13 protein-coding genes are annotated in these 18159 nt (G+C 35.2%); 10 read left to right on the top strand and 3 right to left on the bottom strand.

The genetic code is table 11. From position 1 onward, the window contains the following. The first annotated feature begins 79 nt into the window (after positions 1–79). The 4 genes from glyA to ASJ80_RS15400 all read left to right on the top strand — a co-directional run bounded on the left by glyA (position 80) and on the right by ASJ80_RS15400 (position 3407). On the top strand, positions 80–1348 hold the full coding sequence (glyA, locus tag ASJ80_RS15415; protein WP_095652126.1) for a serine hydroxymethyltransferase: 1269 nt from the start codon (positions 80–82) through the stop codon (positions 1346–1348). Positions 1349–1522: 174 nt separating this feature from the next. Continuing rightward, positions 1523–2215 carry a dihydromethanopterin reductase (acceptor) gene (locus ASJ80_RS15410; protein WP_069583785.1) on the top strand — a complete coding sequence of 231 codons (693 nt, stop codon included), beginning with the start codon at positions 1523–1525 and terminating at the stop codon, positions 2213–2215. A 149-nt stretch (positions 2216–2364) separates the two neighbouring features. Beyond that, complete coding sequence (locus tag ASJ80_RS15405; protein WP_069583784.1) at positions 2365–2943, top strand: DNA polymerase ligase N-terminal domain-containing protein; 579 nt, start codon at positions 2365–2367, stop codon at positions 2941–2943. 68 nt (positions 2944–3011) lie between these two features. Continuing rightward, complete coding sequence (locus ASJ80_RS15400) at positions 3012–3407, top strand: HEAT repeat domain-containing protein (RefSeq protein WP_069583783.1); 396 nt, start codon at positions 3012–3014, stop codon at positions 3405–3407. 30 nt (positions 3408–3437) lie between these two features. Here the strand turns inward: ASJ80_RS15400 and ASJ80_RS15395 are convergent, their stop codons facing one another. Further along, on the bottom strand, positions 3438–3830 hold the full coding sequence (locus ASJ80_RS15395) for a DUF192 domain-containing protein (RefSeq protein ID WP_069583782.1): 393 nt from the start codon (positions 3828–3830) through the stop codon (positions 3438–3440). 218 nt (positions 3831–4048) lie between these two features. Here ASJ80_RS15395 and ASJ80_RS15390 point away from each other — a divergent pair, with 218 nt between their 5' ends. The 6 genes from ASJ80_RS15390 to ASJ80_RS15365 all read left to right on the top strand — a co-directional run bounded on the left by ASJ80_RS15390 (position 4049) and on the right by ASJ80_RS15365 (position 16312). Further along, on the top strand, positions 4049–5281 hold the full coding sequence (locus ASJ80_RS15390) for a methionine adenosyltransferase (RefSeq protein ID WP_069583781.1): 1233 nt from the start codon (positions 4049–4051) through the stop codon (positions 5279–5281). Between the two features lie 357 nt (positions 5282–5638). Beyond that, a complete protein-coding gene (locus ASJ80_RS15385) occupies positions 5639–8440 on the top strand; it encodes a CARDB domain-containing protein (RefSeq protein WP_069583780.1) in 2802 nt (933 codons plus the stop codon). A 690-nt stretch (positions 8441–9130) separates the two neighbouring features. Then, positions 9131–12271 carry an isoleucine--tRNA ligase gene (ileS, locus tag ASJ80_RS15380; RefSeq protein ID WP_095652122.1) on the top strand — a complete coding sequence of 1047 codons (3141 nt, stop codon included), beginning with the start codon at positions 9131–9133 and terminating at the stop codon, positions 12269–12271. 165 nt (positions 12272–12436) lie between these two features. Beyond that, positions 12437–14617 carry a phosphoribosylformylglycinamidine synthase subunit PurL gene (purL, locus tag ASJ80_RS15375; RefSeq protein ID WP_069583979.1) on the top strand — a complete coding sequence of 727 codons (2181 nt, stop codon included), beginning with the start codon at positions 12437–12439 and terminating at the stop codon, positions 14615–14617. A gap of 35 nt (positions 14618–14652) precedes the next feature. Next, positions 14653–15213: a diacylglycerol/polyprenol kinase family protein gene (locus tag ASJ80_RS15370; protein WP_069583978.1), complete on the top strand. Its 561-nt coding sequence runs from the start codon at positions 14653–14655 to the stop codon at positions 15211–15213. A gap of 79 nt (positions 15214–15292) precedes the next feature. Further along, a complete protein-coding gene (locus tag ASJ80_RS15365) occupies positions 15293–16312 on the top strand; it encodes a hypothetical protein (RefSeq protein WP_069583977.1) in 1020 nt (339 codons plus the stop codon). 129 nt (positions 16313–16441) lie between these two features. Here the strand turns inward: ASJ80_RS15365 and ASJ80_RS15360 are convergent, their stop codons facing one another. Next, positions 16442–16786: a hypothetical protein gene (locus ASJ80_RS15360; RefSeq protein ID WP_069583976.1), complete on the bottom strand. Its 345-nt coding sequence runs from the start codon at positions 16784–16786 to the stop codon at positions 16442–16444. A 209-nt stretch (positions 16787–16995) separates the two neighbouring features. Continuing rightward, positions 16996–18135, bottom strand: a complete 1140-nt coding sequence (locus ASJ80_RS15355; RefSeq protein ID WP_069583975.1) for an ABC transporter permease — start codon at positions 18133–18135, stop codon at positions 16996–16998. Positions 18136–18159 lie beyond the last annotated feature (24 nt).

Raw genomic sequence — 18159 nt, 5'->3', positions numbered from 1 at the left:
TTAAGTTACATTTACTCGGAGGCAATCAATGTTTAAAGATGAAAAATGTACTCCTGATGTCAAAAACGGAGGACAATTAATGTACGAAAATCAAAAATATGCTCTTAAAATCAAAGAAGTTACTAAAGAACATCACAAATGGATGGAAAATAGTATAAACTTAATTGCAAGTGAAAATATAACCAGTGTCGATGTAAGGGAAGCCCTGGCGTCGGATCTATCCCACAGATATGCAGAAGGTTTGCCTGGTGAAAGGCTCTATGAAGGCTGCGAATACATAGACGAGATTGAAAATCTAACAATTGACCTATCTAAAAAACTGTTTAACGCTGAACATGCCAATGTACAGCCAAATTCAGGGGTTGTTGCAAACTTAGCCTCATTTTTTGCCCTTACAAATTACAATGACCTCCTCATGGCTTTAAATGTACCTGTAGGCGGCCACATAAGCCATGCAGAAGTTAGTGCTGCAGGAATAAGGGGTTTAAGGATCAAATCACACCCTTTTAACAGCGAAACAATGAACATCGATGCAGATGCAATGAAAAAAGAAATTAAAAAAAATAAACCAAAAATGGTTCTTCTTGGCGGTAGTTTATTCTTATTCCCTCACCCTGTAGAAGATGCACGTGAAGCTGCAGATGAAGTAGGCGCCAAAGTTATGTACGACGGAGCCCATGTACTTGGTCTTATAGCTGGTGGCCAATTCCAGGACCCTCTTAAAGAAGGAGCTGATATCCTTGCAGGAAGTACCCACAAGACCTTCCCAGGTCCTCAAGGTGGTATAATTCTCTGTAAAGAAGATATAAAAAATAAAATAGATACAGCTGTATTTCCCGGAGTTGTAAGTAACCATCACCTTCACCATGTAGCCGCATTAGGCATAAGTTTAGCAGAGATGCTTGAATTCGGTGAAGATTACGCAAAACAGATAATTAAAAACGCTAAAGCTCTTGCACAAAGCCTTTATGAACTTGGTTTTGATGTCCTCTGTGAAGACCTAGGATTTACAGAATCTCACCAGGTCGCTATGGATGTTAAAAAAATAGGCAGTGCAGCCAAAATGGCAAAAGACATGGAAACTAACAATATCATTCTCAACAAAAACTTACTCCCATGGGACGACCGTAAACGGACCGATGATCCATCAGGTATAAGGGTTGGTACACAGGAAATAACCCGCCGTGGATTAAAAGAAGCTCAAATGGAAGAAGTTGCAGAGTTCATCAAAAAAGTAGCCATGGAAGGTAAAGACGTTAAAGCTGAAGTTACAGAATTCATGAACCAGTATAACACTGTACATTACTGTTTCAGAGAAGATTTAGCTTACAAATACATTGATTTCTAAAAAGAAATCAATTATTTTCCACTTTTTAACTTTTCAATACCCTTTCTATCAATTCAATTCTCAATTTTAAACCTGAATCAAATTCTCGATTATCATCTAATTTTATAAATATCACTTTCCCCATATATTGAACAAATTAAAAACTTTACAATTTTAATACTACGAGGAGATTGAATGAAAATAGCCTTTGGAATTACAGGAGCAGGTCACTTACTTTCAGACAGTGTTGAATTAGTGGAGCAGTTAATGACAAAACATGATGTAACTGTTTTGCTTTCAGCCGCTGGAGAAGAAGTTCTCAAAATGTATGGGCTTTATGAGAGAATAGAAACAATAACCGGCGGATACTACAATGAATTAATCCAAGAAAAAGACCAGCGATTCAGTTATCCTATAACAGGGCGGTTTTCACTGGGAAAATATGATCTTCTCATTGTGTCACCAGCTACATCAAATACTATCGGGAAAATCGTGGGCGGTATTGCAGATTCACTGGTCACCAACGCGGTTGCTCAATCGGGGAAAGGTGGTGTTAGAACATGTATAATCCCTGTAGATCTTGAATCAGGTGATGTTGAAACCGTACTACCATCTAAACTTGAGTTAAATCTTTGTCAAAAATGTGAACCGTGCGCAGCTGCAGCAGCTTGTCCAGGCAATGCAATAACTCCAGGGGTTGAAATAGATCTTCTTAAATGTGAAGGCTGCGGTACGTGCGCAACAGCATGCCCATTTTCAGCGATTTCTGCCGGGAAAATAATCACCATCCACATGAGGGAAATTGATATTGAAAACACCAAAAAACTCTATGACTTTGAAGGCATTGAAGTTTTAGGGCATCCTTCAGATTTAAAAAAGATTTTTTAAACATAAATTAAGAATAATAAGCTCATTAAACCTTTATTTTTCGTGCCTCATTTAATAAAGAATCATCCAGATTAAAAATATTAATTTTTATTAAATCTCTTTTCCAAATATTATAACATATTTTTAGAAACTTTTAAGAGGATATCAATATGGCAGATCAAAACCATCTGGAAAAGTATCGTGAAAAAAGAGATTTTGAAAAAACTCCTGAACCATTTACAAGTGAAAAAGTTTCAGATAAGCCAAGATTTGTAGTACAAAAACATGATGCAAGTAAACTCCATTATGATTTCAGATTGGAAGTTAACGGTGTTTTAAAGTCCTGGGCAATTCCCAAGGGACCTTCTACAGATCCCAGCCAAAAAAGGCTTGCAGTCCCAACAGAAGACCATCCAGTTGATTACATTGATTTCGAGGGAATTATTCCAGAAGGAAATTATGGTGCAGGCACTGTAATAGTCTGGGACACTGGTACTTATCGCAATCTAAATAAAAAAAATGATCATGAAATCGATATAGAAGAATCTATCAATAATGGACATGTGGATATCTGGCTTGAAGGTCACAAGCTTAAAGGAGGCTATGCGCTTATACATACAGGGAAAGGAAACAGAAAATTCTGGCTTCTTTTGAAAAAGAAGGATGAAAATGCAGTTACAGATAAAGATATCCTGATTGATCGACCGGAGTCTGTATTAAGCGGTCGTACTATTGATAATATCATATGAAAAATATATGAAAAATGAATAAGTTTTTAAAAGTTTAAAAACAAATATGATAGCTAGGAGGTAGTGCATTGGCCGAATCAGAAAATAGAGATTTAAATTATCTTAAGGGTGAACTGGAAAATGGTGATTGGAGAAGAAGAGAAGATGCTGCAGAACTTCTTGCAGAATTAGCAGACCCCCAAGCTGTAGATCCTCTAATTAAAGCATTGAAAGATGAAGATTGTCATGTTAGAGAAGCTGCTGCTTTATCGCTTGGTGTTTTCGAAGATAAGAAAGTTATTGCCCCATTAATTGAAGCATTGGATGATGAAAAGGCAAGCGTTCGGTATGCTGCTGCAGTTGGTCTTTCTGGAGCTGGAGATAAGAGCGCCATAAATCCACTTGAAAAAGCGTCTAATGATGAAAATCCCGTGGTAAAAAAAGTTGCTCAGATGGCTCTAAATTCAATAAAAGAAAGACAATAGAACCAACATATTACCTATTTTTAAATTTATTTATTTAGCATTTTCACACGTAAAATCTAACTCATCCCCTATTTCCGTACCCGATGACCCAATAGTGCCTTTTTTCATTTCTATGACATATTTTGCAGGATTTTTAGGAGTATAAGTTTTCCATGGATCAATTGAAATTATATCAACTACTTTTTTATCAGCATCTGCAAAAATGATATCCAGAGGAAACCTTACAAAAAACATGTGAATAGCTGAACCACTTCGACTTCTATTACTTGGAAGCTTTAAAATTAGTCCGCGTTTAAGTTCCTTTTTGAACATTGTTCCCATTAATCTTGAGAAGAATGTATCTGCAATTTCGCTTTCGCCAAGTACAGTAGATTTAGTTCTGTTCATTACTATAATATGTTTACTATTTGGATAATTCTGCATTTTAAAGCCTCTTTTTATAAATTAAAATTATATACACATTTTCAATAATCATATGACATTTAACATAAGTATTAAATTTTTTAGATTATTTTACTCTATTCTTTATTAGTAGGGTAAGAATATATTTAAATATCTTAAAAAATAAGAACATATGAGATCACGGTTACTTTGACTTTACATTTTATGACGTATTTGTATAGTTAAAAGGGAGGACATTTATGAAAAAAAATATTTTCATTGAAAAGCTCATTCAAAAACCAATTGAACAGCAAGAAATAGAGATAGTAGAAAGAAAAGGTATAGGACACCCCGATAGTATCAGTGACGGAATAGCAGAATCCGTAAGCAGAGCTTTATGCAATGCATATATCGAGCAGTTCGGAGAAATAATGCACCATAACACTGATGAGGTTCAAATTACAGCAGGAGAATCAGACCCAGTATTTGGCGGCGGAGATATAATCAAACCTATGGACATCCTCCTTACAGGAAGAGGAATAGCCGAATTCCATAATGAAAAAAATGGAAAATTAGAAATAAAGAAAATGGGCCTTGACAGAATAGCCATAGCCGCTGCAAAAGAATATTTAAGAGAAAATATCATAAACCTCGATGTTGAAACTGCCACAGTCGTAGAATGTAAGATAGGACATGGATCAGGAGACTTGACCGATGTATTTAAAAGAAAAGGAGAAGCTCCTTCATCCAATGATACATCCTTCGGTGTAGGTTACGCACCATTTTCAGAAACTGAAAACATAGTACTTGCTACCGAAAATCTTCTGAACTCCCTGGACTTTAAAAAGAAATATCCTCAAGTAGGTGAAGATATTAAGGTTATGGGACTTAGAGACGATAACCATATCGTGCTTACAGTTGCTTCAGCTATGGTTTCAAAATATGTTAATGATCTTGACCATTATATCGATGTAAAAGCAAAAGTACACGATGAAGTACAGAAACTTGCCGAAAAGTACACAGAAAGAAATGTAGAAGTTTATATAAACACTGCAGACGTTCATGACCCAGAAAATCCTTCAGTTTATCTGACTGTTACTGGAACTTCCGCAGAAATGGGTGACGACGGTTCTGTAGGACGTGGAAACCGTGCAAACGGGTTAATAACACCAAACAGGCCTATGTCCATGGAAGCAACTTCCGGAAAGAACCCAATAAACCACGTTGGTAAAATATACAACCTTTTATCAAATAAAATTGCAAATAATATAACTGAAGAAGTTGAAGGGGTAAAACAGGTACATATAATGCTTTTAAGCCAGATAGGAAAACCAATTAACCTTCCAAAGGCTGCAAGTGTCCAAATGATCCTGGAAAATGGATACCAGATTGAAAATGTTAACAAGCAGGTAGAAGAAGTCACAGATTACTGGTTAGAAAATATAACAAGCATAACTGACATGCTTGTAGCTGGTAAAATCAGGACTTTCTAAATAAATTTTAAGTGAAAAGGTATATACAAAGCATGATGCTTTAATATACCTCCTTAAATCCTTTTTTTAAGTTAAGTAAGAATATAATTTTATAATTTAAAGATAAATTAGTATAATTTCCAGTAGAAGTATTCTTATTTTAGCAATATTTGAACTTAAAGTATATAATCTAATTATAAACATTTTATATTAAATCTAACTTTTTAAAGCATTTTATTTTAGTTAAAATAGCCTAATACCTAAATTTAGCATGTTAAAAAAGTTTAAATCTTACAAATTTTAAATAAATAAATATTTATATTTACTTAGTACAATATTACCCCGTCTGAACTTAATAAGATTAAAAGGGGTGAAAAATTGAAAAGGCAACTATTAATTTTAATTATTTTTTCTATATTAGCCTTGATAACGTGTGGAACAGCTTCAGCATCACCCGATTTAGCGGTAACTTCTATAAATGTGACAAGTAATGTTTCACCAGGCAGCACAGTGACAATAAACGATACTGTGACTAATCAAGGTGATCAAGCAGCAGATGGATTCACTGTAGGCTATTACATACAGGACGAATATGCTGTAGTTAAAAAACCTGCTAGTCAGCATACTGCGGCTATTTATGAAGATAAAGTAGTCTGGTCTGATTACAGATATGATCAATCAGGAGCGGATATTTACTGGAAAAATATCACCGGCACAGAAGACGGTTATATTTCCACTTTTAGTGGCGGTCAGGCCAATCCTGCAATTTACGGAGACGTAATTGTATGGCAGTATAACTACAGCGGTACCTGGACTATTTTAGGTTATAAAGTCCCAGGCAGAGATGATCCAATTGATCCAACTGTACCAGATATATATCGATTATATACAAGTAATGAGAATCAGATAAATCCTCAAATTTACAATGATAAAATAGTCTGGCAGCAGTATAACTCAACCACCAAAAATTGGGACATATATCTATATGACTTCTCAATTACAGGGGATATTGCAATGCCTAAAGGAAAATGGACCGTCCAGATAACAAAAGACGGTGCTAACCATATTAATCCATATGTTAATGGAAATTACATTGTATGGCAGCAGGATAATGGAGACGGTATCTGGAATATATATACATATGATCTTTCTACAGGAGATATAACTCGAGTATGTCAATCTTCAGAAAACCAGACTAATCCTGCACTTTATGGAGATAACGTTGTTTGGCAGCAGTACAATACAACCGGAAAAAACTGGGACATATACCTGTACGACCTTTCTAAAGATCCTGCGGATGCTGAAACCCAAATAACCAATAATACATCCAACCAGATTAATCCTGCAATTTACGGGGATAAAATAGTCTGGCAGGACAACAGAAACGGGAACTGGGACATATACCTGTACGATTTAACTCTTGGGATCGAAAGACAGCTAACTATAGACAAAAAGAACCAGATAGACCCTGCTATCTATGATAACAAAGTCGTTTGGACTGATGATAGAAACGGTAATGAAGACATATACATGACAGATGACCTCACATTAGAACCTGAATATACTCGTTACATTTCAAGTCTAGCAGCCGGAAAATCAAATAGTGCACTGACAAATATAACCTTACCATCTGATTTAAAAGCAAACGTCAATTATTACATAATAGCTATGGTGGATGCAGCATACGATAACAGCGTTTCTGAATCTAACGAAAACAATAATATAAAATTCAGCGGTGCAATGATTGTACCTGATGCCGACCTCACAATGCCTTCAGTATCTGGCCCTGCTACAGCTCAAACAGGCGGATCAATGATAGTAGTAAATACTGTGAAAAATATAGGTACCAAAAATTCAAATCCAATCCATGTCTATTTCTATCTCTCAAAAGACGGCACTACACTTGATAAATACTTAGGATCTCGATATATATCAAGAGGTCTTAAATCCGGTGCATCTAATATAGCCTATACAAACCTTACAATCCCATCTAACATATTTGGAAGCTATTATATTGTAACAGTAGTTGATCCTCTAAATGAAACATGTGAAACAAATAAATTAAACAATATGGTGGCTTCTTCAACTACTACAAATATATGTGCTCCAGATCTTGTTATTACATCAATAAGCACAGGAACAACCACATACAAAAGAGGAGACAAAATAACCATCCAAAACACAGTGAAAAACCAGGGAAGCTCCACATCAAAAGGTTTCTATGTTAACTTCTACCTCTCAAATGACAGCACCATTACCACATCTGACACCTACCTAGGACAAAGATACATATCAGGAGGTCTCAACGCGGGCATATCAAATATAGAATACACAAACTTTACAATCCCATATGATGCGTCTGGAAATTACTATATCGGGGCGATAGTTGACTCAACTAACACAGTATTTGAATCAGACGAATCGAACAATATAAAAGCATTCTCAACTACCATAGAAGTATGTTCACCTGATCTTGTTATTACATCAATAAGCACTGGGACAACCACATACAAAAGAGGAGACAAAATAACCATCCAAAACACAGTAAAAAACCAGGGAAAAATTGCATCAGGAGGATTTTATGTTAACTTCTACCTCTCAAACGACAGCAATATTACCACATCTGACACCTACCTAGGACAAAGATATATCTCAGGTCTCAATGCAGGCGCATCAAATACATCAAATACAAACTTTACAGTCCCTTCCAGCCTATCTGGAAGCTATTATATTGGAGCAATAGTTGATTCAACTAAAACAGTATTCGAATCAGACGAATCAAACAATATAGCAGCCTATTCAAACACTATAAACGTAGTCCTTCCTGATCTTGTAGCTTCATCAGTAAGTGCAGGATCAACTTCGTACAAAAGAGGCAGCAAAATGACTATTAAAAACACAGTAAAAAACCAGGGAAAAGTTTCATCAGGAGGATTTTATGTCAAAATTTACATCTACAGGAACTATAAAGGTAAAATAACTTCCACATACCTGGGTAGACGATACATTAGTTCACTTGGAGCAGGGGCATCAAATACAGCGTACACTAAATTGACTATACCTTCAAAAATAGCAAAAGGGCTTTACTACTGCAAGATGGTAGTCGATTCAGAGAACAAGGTAACAGAGTCCAGCAAATCAAACAATGTGAGCAGCGGAACATGGGTCAACATATTTTAAATCAGGGATCTCAAGCTAGCTTGAGAAAAGGGGCAAATACCTCCCCCTAAATTCTTTATTATATCCATCCATATTTTAATTTTTAAAATAACATATCTTAAAACTAAATTTAAACTTTTTTTAAAGGTAAATATAAAAAATTAGCATATAATTATAAATAAATTTTAAGTTTAAGCTAAAAAGTTTCAGTATAATACCTATGTCTCTAGAGACATAGGTAAATTACTTAATTAATGGCCATCCACTCAATCTTCCCAAAATGAGAGTGGCAATTCATCCTTTTTTATAACTTATTAATAAGCTTTTCGGTAAAATTACAACTTTATAATTAATTGACGCCCCATTTGAGAGTTCAAACAAGAGGGTGAGCGGGGCGCCATAATTAGTATAGTGATATTGTATAAAAATTAGTAGGTGTAACATCCCCCCGGAGGCGATACGATCAGTATTAAAAATAGTATCGTTGTAATAGGGGATGCACTACTAATTAGGATTAAAGTTATTTATATCTTTTTCTATTTCGCGAAAAAAATACTATTACCTCAAAAAATATGCGTTAACTTTTAAATATCTGCGAATCAGATATAGATCAAGAATAAATTAATGAAAAAAATGTAATGAAGCACAGAAATTTTTACGAAAAAAGCTGATTCTTATATTTAATTTATAAATACCATAAGGAGAATGAAAATGCCAATAAAAGAGGCCAAGAGATCATACGATACAAAGCTTATAGAAAAAGATATTCAAAAGTTTTGGAATGAAAACAGTATATATCAAAAAACAGACAAATTAAGAGAGAATAGCCCTAAATTTTCATTTTTAGACGGCCCTCCTTATTGTAGTGGTAAAATACACCTGGGAACTGCATGGAATAAAACCATAAAAGACACTTTTTTACGCTTTAAAAGCATGTCAGGTTTCAATCTGCGGAGACAGGCCGGATGGGATACTCATGGACTTCCTATAGAACATAAAGTAGAAGGATTACTCGGTTTAAAAAGTAAAAAGGAAATTGAAACTAAAATAGGAATTGCCAATTTTGTAGAAAAATGTAAAGAATTTGCAATTGAAAATAAAGCCCTCATGACCGATCAGTTTAAAATGCTGGGCATATGGATGGACTGGAATAATCCTTATGTTACTTTTGATACTAAATACATGGAATCCTGCTGGTGGACCCTAAAGAAAGCAAATGAAAAAGATCTTCTTATAAACGATCTCAGAGTTATAACATGGTGCCCCCGATGTGAAACAGCACTTGCACTTGCAGAAATCGATTATGAAAATAAAGAAGACCCTTCAATTTATGTTAAATTCCCATTAAAAGAGTCTGAAAACGGTAATGAATACGTACTTGTATGGACAACAACACCATGGACCCTCCCGGCTAACATGGCAGTATGTGTACATCCTGATTTTGATTATGCTTATGTTAATGTTAACGGCGAAGTTTATATAATGGCAGAAGCCCTTGTTAGCTCTTTATTCGAAGATCAAGATTATGAAATTCTTAAAACAGTGAAAGGTAGTGATCTTGAGGGCCTTGAATATCAACACCCACTTATAGATGAAATACCTGTTCAAAAAGAATTTACGCATAAAATACTTCCAGGAGAACATGTAACTTTAACAGAAGGTACTGGTTGTGTTCATACCGCTCCAGGACATGGTCCAGACGATTTTGATATTGGTAAAAAATACGGTTTACCAATATTCTGTCCAGTAGATGAGGCAGGACTATTTAAAAAAGAAGCTGGAAAATATGAAGGCGAATTTGTAAAAGAAGCCGATCCTTACATCATAACTGATTTAGATGTACACGGTTTACTCTTTAAAGAAGGCATAATTGACCACAGGTACGGGTTCTGCTGGAGATGTAAAACTCCTATTATATACCTTGCAACACAGCAGTGGTTCCTTAAAGTTACAGACATTAAAGACAAAATGTTATCCGAGTTAGACCATGTTGAATGGGTCCCAGAATGGGCTGGTGAAAGCAGGTTCCGTAACTGGGTTGAAAATGCAAGAGACTGGACAATATCAAGGCAGAGATACTGGGGAATTCCAATTCCAATCTGGAGATGTGAAGACTGTGGAGAAATAACCGTTATAGGGTCCATCGACGAGTTAAAAGAGAAAACAGTTAAAGGAACTCTCGAAGGAGATTTCATACACAGACCTTATGTTGATGAAATTACAATCCAGTGTGAATGTGGGGGAGACATGAACCGTGTCCCTGACGTTTTAGACGTATGGATAGACTCAGGAGTAGCAGGATGGGCAGCTCTGCATTATCCAGAAGAAAAAGAAATGTTTGATGAATGGTTCCCTTACGATTTCATAACAGAAGGACATGATCAAACTAGAGGATGGTTCTATTCACAATTAGGGTGCGGAGTAATATCTTTTGACAAAGCACCATATAAAAAAGTTTTAATGCATGGATTTACCCTCGATGAAGAGGGAAGAAAGATGAGTAAATCCCTCGGAAACGTAGTAGCGCCAGAAGAAGTCATTGAACAGTACGGAGCAGATATATTGAGATTTTATCTACTCTGGGGAAATAAACCATGGGAAGACCTGAAATTCACCTGGGATGAGATTAAAAACGTCCAGAAAATGTTCAATATTCTATGGAATGTTTATGTATTTTCAACTACCTACATGACAATAGATAATTTCAACCCAACACTGTACACTGAAAAAGATCTTAAATTAAGAGATGAAGACAGATGGATAACCTCACGTGCTAATTCCCTTGCAAAAGAAGTAACAGAAGCTTTAGATTCTTTATATCTCCATAAAGCTACAAGGGCTATAAATCATTTCATACTGGAAGATTTGAGCAGATGGTATGTTAGACTCATAAGAGGACGTACATGGGTTGAAAAAGAAGATCCTGATAAACTAGGAGCTTATTTTACACTATACAACGCCTTAAAACTTCTAATTAAAACAATGGCCCCAATAACTCCCCACATTACCGAAGAAATTTACCAGAATCTCATAAAAGGAGTGGAAGAAGATGCTCCTGAAAGTATACATATGGAAGACTGGGAATTCAATGAAGACTTGATTGATACTGAATTAGAAGAAAATATGGATATCGTCAGAGATATCATCGAAGCATGTGCAAGAGGAAGAGATGTTGCAAGATACAAACTTAGATGGCCCGTAAGTGAAATTGTAGTTGTTTCTGAGGACAAAAAAGTTTTAAGCGCAGTTGAATCACTTAAAGCTGTCATAATGGAACAGGCCAATACAAAAGAGATCATAGCAACAGATGAATTTGAAAACCTCAAGATAATTGCAAAACCTAATTTAAAGACCCTTGGACCAAGACTCAGAGGCGATGCACCAAAAGTAATGAAACATCTTACAGAAGCCGACGGATCAGAGATAAAATCAATTTTAGATGCTGAAGGAAGTTATTCTGTTGAAGTTGATGGTAGAAGCATAGAACTTGGTGTTGACGATATTTTATTTGAAACTGAACTTCCAGAAAATCTTGTAAGTGCAGATTTCGATTCTGGAAATGTATTCATAAACACAGAAGTCACAGAAGAAATATTATCCGAAGCAATGTCCAGAGAACTTATAAGAAGAGTTCAAGACATGCGAAAAGACCTTGACTTAGATGTTGAAGCCAATATCCATGTATTTGTAGAGTGTGATGAAGGTTTCAAAGAATTAATTAAACCATTCTTTGACTTTATCTCCAATGAAGTACGTGCTGAAAAACTGAGCTTTGAGGCACAGGAAGGAGATTATACAAAAGAGTGGAAGATTGAGGATGAAAACCTCAAAATAACTATTAAAAAAACATAATGAAATATTAGAGTGTTTTTGATCAACCTTTTTTAAAAGGTTGAAAGGTGGAAGATTGAGGATGAAAACCTTAAAATAACCATTAAAAAAACAGGATGAGGTAAAAACCTCAAATAACTCTTAAAAATATACAATAATTAAATATATTAACTGCAGCGTGATATCATGACCCTAACAGATTCAGAATGTAAATTTGTAAAAAAAGAACTGGGACGAGACCCCAATTCATTGGAGTATGGTATGCTCGATATAATGTTTTCAGAGCACTGCTCCTATAAAAGCAGCCGTCCTATTTTAAGATTATTCCCAAACGAAGGTAAACGCGTTATCCTTGGCCCCGGGGACGATGCAGGAATTGTTGAATTAACAGATGAACTCGCACTTGTAATTGGAATGGAAAGCCACAACCATCCATCAGCAATTGAGCCTTATGGTGGTGCCGGAACAGGTATTGGCGGTATACTTAGAGATATCATTTCTATGGGCGCCAAACCGATTGCATTACTTGATTCATTAAGATTTGGACCTCTTGAAGACCAAAAATCAAGGTACATATTTGAATATGTGGTAAAAGGAATTTCAGATTATGGAAATAGAGTAGGAGTCCCAACTGTCGGTGGAGAAATTGAATTTGATGATAATTTCAAATTTAACCCGCTTGTAAATGTTATCTGTGCAGGGCTTGTTAATAAAAGCGATATTGTACTAGGTTCTGCACCTAATGTAGGTGATATCTTTGTCCTTATGGGAGGTACCACAGGAAGAGACGGAATCCATGGAGTAACATTTGCATCTGAAGAGCTTACAACTGAATCTGAACTTGAAAGCAGACCTGCAGTTCAAGTAGGAGATCCTTTCACTAAAAAAATGGTTATGGAAGCTACATTTGAAGCACTTGATAAAATTGACGTGGCTGGACTCAAAGATTTAGGCGGCGGAGGCCTGACATGCTGTGTTTCAGAAATGGCTGCTAAAGGCGGAAATGGGGCTGAAGTTGAACTTACAACAATTCCACTTAGGGAAGAAGGAATGACACCCTATGAAATAATGCTTTCTGAGTCCCAGGAAAGAATGATTTTTGTTGTAAACCCTAAAGATGTGGACGCGTTAATGGAAATATTCAATAAATACGAACTTCCCACAGCAGTTATTGGTAAAGTCACAGATACCGGCAGGTTAGTTTTGAAAAAAGACGGTGAAGTTATAGCGAATGTTCAAACAGAACTTCTCTCAGATCCCCCAGTTGTTAGCAGGGAATCATGTAACCCTTTCAAAGATGAAGGATGTGGACCATCTGAAATCACTGAATATCAGGAAGTAGAAAATATCAATCCTGAAGAGGCTCTCCTCAAACTTCTATCCTCACAGAACATTGCAAGTAAAAGCTGGGTTTACAGGCAGTACGATCACGAAGTACAGATTAGAACTGTTATTAAACCCGGCGATGATGCAGCAGTTCTTAGAATTGATGATGAAAATGCTATTGCACTTACTTCAGACTGCAACAGTATACACGCAAAGCTCGATCCATACCATGGAGGGGCTGGAGCAATTGCAGAAGCCATAAGGAATGTTGTTTCAATGGGTGCTGAACCAGTATGCGTCGTCGATTGCCTGAATTTTGGAAACCCTGAAAAACCAGATGTTTTCTGGCAGTTTAAAGAATGCATCAAAGGAATGTCAGACATCGCAAACAAATTTGAAACTCCTGTAATAAGCGGTAACGTTAGTTTTTACAACGAAACTGAAGGAGTAACTGTAAATCCTTCCCCAGTTGTGGGTGTTGCAGGTCTAATGAATATAAAAGACATTAGAACTATGGATTTCAAAAATGAAGAAGATAAAATCATATTAATCGGTAAAACTTATCCTGAGCTTGACGGTTCCCAGTACCACAAAGAAGTCTTTGATGTTGTCCAGGGAAAATCTCCAAAGGTGAATATGGACGCCGAATTTGAATCTGCAGAGGCAGTTCTAAAAATAATTCGTGAAGATGAAAATGATGCTGTAACCGCAGTTCATGATTGTTCAGCTGGAGGAATAGCCGTTGCAGTTGCTGAAATGGCAATTTCAGGTGATCTTGGAGCAACTGTAGACATTTCAAATGTGCCTAACGCGGACAATATAACTGATGCTGAAGCACTATTTTCAGAGTCCAATGCAAGATTCATTGTTACAGTTAAAAGTGAATATGCAGATGAGATATTAAGCAAAATAAAAGCTCCTTCAGCAGTTATCGGAGAAGTTGGAGGTAAAACTTTAACTATTAACCAGAATCTGATAAATGTAGATATTGAAAAGCTCAAAGAATCATATTACGGAGTAATAGAAAAATTTATGGCTTAATTTAAGCATGATACAAAATTTTACGGCCTGATGATATGGAAAAAGAAAATTTCAGACAGTTGATTCATGCATCAGGTATTTTTATTGTTTTTGTAAATATTTTTTTAAGCCCCATCATTGCCATACTCACGTGTATAGCAATTGTGCTTATTGTAGAAGCTATTTTTAGAATCGATGAAAATAGAAAAGTGTTCTTCTTTTCTTTTATTTTAAGGAAATGCAAACGAAAAAATGATGAACGAGGTTTTGTCTATTTCTTTATCGGAATTATACTGACACTTTACTTATTTAAATTTAACATAGCCATCGCCAATGCTGCAATATTGATTTTCTTACTGGGAGATTCTGCATCCACCATATTTGGAAAAAAGTTTGGAAAACGGCCATTACCATTCAATGAAAGAAAAACTTTAGTGGGGACCTCTGCATTTTTTATTGTTGCACTGGTCGGGGCATTAACCCAACTTCCACTAATTCCTGCACTAGTCGGGGCATTATGCGGGGCAATAACTGAAGCATACAGCCCTATAGATGACAATATTCCAATTCCAGTGATAGCTGGTATTGCAATGAGTTTAGTAGTATACCTTATATAGTAAAGAGATGAAACAATTAATTTCAATATCAAAGTTAATCTTGACACACAATTGAAAATTAAATTAAGCCGGTGAAATATTGCGTCTAAACAAGTTGAATATCATTGGAATCATTATGATTCTTTTTGCAGTCTTACTCGCGGTTACAAGTTTTCTGGACAGTACCATCCTAACACTTACATACCATCTTATGGAAGGGTCATCTAAAGGTAAATCCCTAATTCTTTTTGCAGTTATGGGCAGTTTCCTGTTACTTTACCCTTTATTCCAATCAAATGGACTAATTGGAAAGAGAATATCATCACTAAGCCCTAGCTTAAAAATAGATGACCAGAAGTATCTTAAATTCACCATAATAGCCATATTCTTTACATATATAGTTGGACTGCTCATTGAAGTCTGGATAAGAATAAAACTTGGCGTGTCCATTTTCACCATGTTCGTGTCTTATAATGGAAATGAATTCAGTACAACTGCATTAACACACAGCCATGTATTTAAATCAGTTTTAGGCTATGTAATTCACTCGATGGGAATACATATTTCTTCAACTATAAATACTGGGGTCCCACTTGCACAGTATACTGTTCCATTTTCACTTATCATCTTAATTACATTCCCCCTGATTTACATAGTTGGGATTATTGCACTGAGTGAAAAAAGAGACCTTTATAAAGTGTTGCTCGCATTTTTCCTGACCCTATCATTTATTACAATGCTTGATGGAGGAATGCTTGATTACCCTGCATGGATTGCCATTACAGGTCTTCTAATAATTTATTATGTCAGCAAAAAACCTTTTTCACCGCGAGATTTATATAAACCAGCTCTCATAATGGCATTGATTATTATTCTCAGGGTTTCAATCAGCGTATTTGGATCCAATACAGATTTCCACGAAGTGACCGTTATAGACCCTGTAGCTAACTTAACTTTAAATGGTTACGATGTTTTAAGTATTCAAAAAGAAGAAAATAAAACTATAGTGGAATTACCGGGAGATCTATCTGATAAACCACTTTTACTTAAATTGGTTCCTGATTTAAAAGGTCAGTGCAGTGGATTCGCACTTTCATGGAACTATAAAGCATGGATATAACTCAGCCATACCAAAATTTTATTTTTAACCGTGAATTCATGTCAAGCCTGTGAAAATAAGGTCTTGCATGCTGCACTTTCGTGCGGTAAAAAAATTAATTTATAAAACTAAAAAACAGAAGAAATAACATTATTCAAGATAACTTTTGCTGATATTTTTTCCCATTTTAATCATGCGTTCATTAAACTCAATGAACTTACTTAAAATTTCTTCTCGGCGCTCTAAAACTAGCCTAACCAGTTGATATTCAGTTGAAATTCTCAAATCTCTAAAGAATACAGAATCAGTATCTCTTACTACCAGTATATCTCCTTCAGCTACTTGAAGCCTGTAAGAGCTGTTGGCAATGATTTCTATTTCATCCCCTTCCTTTGTATAACTATTCACTATTTCTGAAATTCTATTTAGCTCAGCATATATTTTGCTTTCAATTTCCAAGCGTTCTTCATGTAATTTTCTAAGATCTTCGGACATGATACCACAAGAATAAATTTATATTAAAAATATTTAAATCTTTGTTAAATCTTTAAGAAATAATTAGAATTAGAAGCCATACATATCATCTATACACTAAAACAGATTTGTTATTATACATTTTAAAATTTCATGGCGTAAATCCAAGTTTAGATTCATATAATCCACTTAATCTATCAAAATACCAAATTTAATACATAAATAAGAATTTAGAGCCTGATAGCTCTTTCATGTCTAAAGTAGGTTACAGCCATTGCAAAAATTAATGTAGACGCTAAAATCGTAGGAATGAAGAATAACATCATATCCCATGAGATAATTGGAGTTGAAGATAATTTAACCATTAAAACTGTTGGAATAATATTTAAAATTCCTTCAAGATAGGGCATTTTTATAAAGAGAGGCATAAATAAAATAAATGTTGCAAACATTAAAGCAAGTGTTATAGCTGAATTTGCCTCTTTAGTGCTGTCAACAAGCATGGATATCAATATCCCAATCCCAATAAATGCTAAACCCATGAAAATGAGCATGAAAATTAAAACAAACACGTTATAAATTGGAACCCCAAGCAAATCCAGTAAAATAATCCATGCAATGCTCTGAATCAGTGAAAATGAAAGAATAGGTAAAATTTTTCCAATTACTACCATTGAACTTGAAATAGGAGTCATAAGAATCATTTCAAATGTTTTTCTCTCTTTTTCCCCTACAATACTATCTGTTACTATGTTACTTGCAAGGAAAAATGGAAGGAGAAGAACAAATGGAACTATGAATCCATACATTATTTCCACAAAGTAAGAAGTATTTAAGGCCAATTTCGCTATGTTATCCTCATTACTATTTATTTGATTTAAAATCACTGGATTTTCAATTTTCTGGATCATTTCTTTACTTATTCCTGCAGATTGCAGTTTCTTTTCTAATTTAAACTTATTTACAGCATCACTTATTTTTTCAGACACTATTGGGTAAAAAGGATTAGATGTATCTGATTGAACAACTATATCCTGTTTTGGAGAAGATGAAACCGTAACTACAGCAATTAATTCTGATCCAAGCAATTTATCAGCTTTACTCATATTTTTGAAATAAACTACATTCAGTTTTTGGGCACTTAGATCATTTGCAATGGTTGAATTTTTTAAATTTTCAGAAATCCCCACTGTAAGATGGGACGTAACTCCAAACTTATCCAGAAGTCCAGGATCAGTTATAACAGCACTTCCTACCCCCAAACCAAACGCCCCAAGAATTATAAATATCTGAACAAACACAACCATGATGTAAATTCGGTTGGTCAATATATCTTGAGCTTCTTTTTTTGCAAGTGCGATTACCTTCATTTTATCTCCTGTAAATTACGAATG

Source organism: Methanobacterium bryantii, assembly GCF_002287175.1.
Classification (GTDB): Archaea; Methanobacteriota; Methanobacteria; order Methanobacteriales; family Methanobacteriaceae; genus Methanobacterium_D; species Methanobacterium_D bryantii.
Note: the sequence above shows the minus strand (reverse complement) of the source record. Positions and strands in the feature narration are given on the sequence as shown.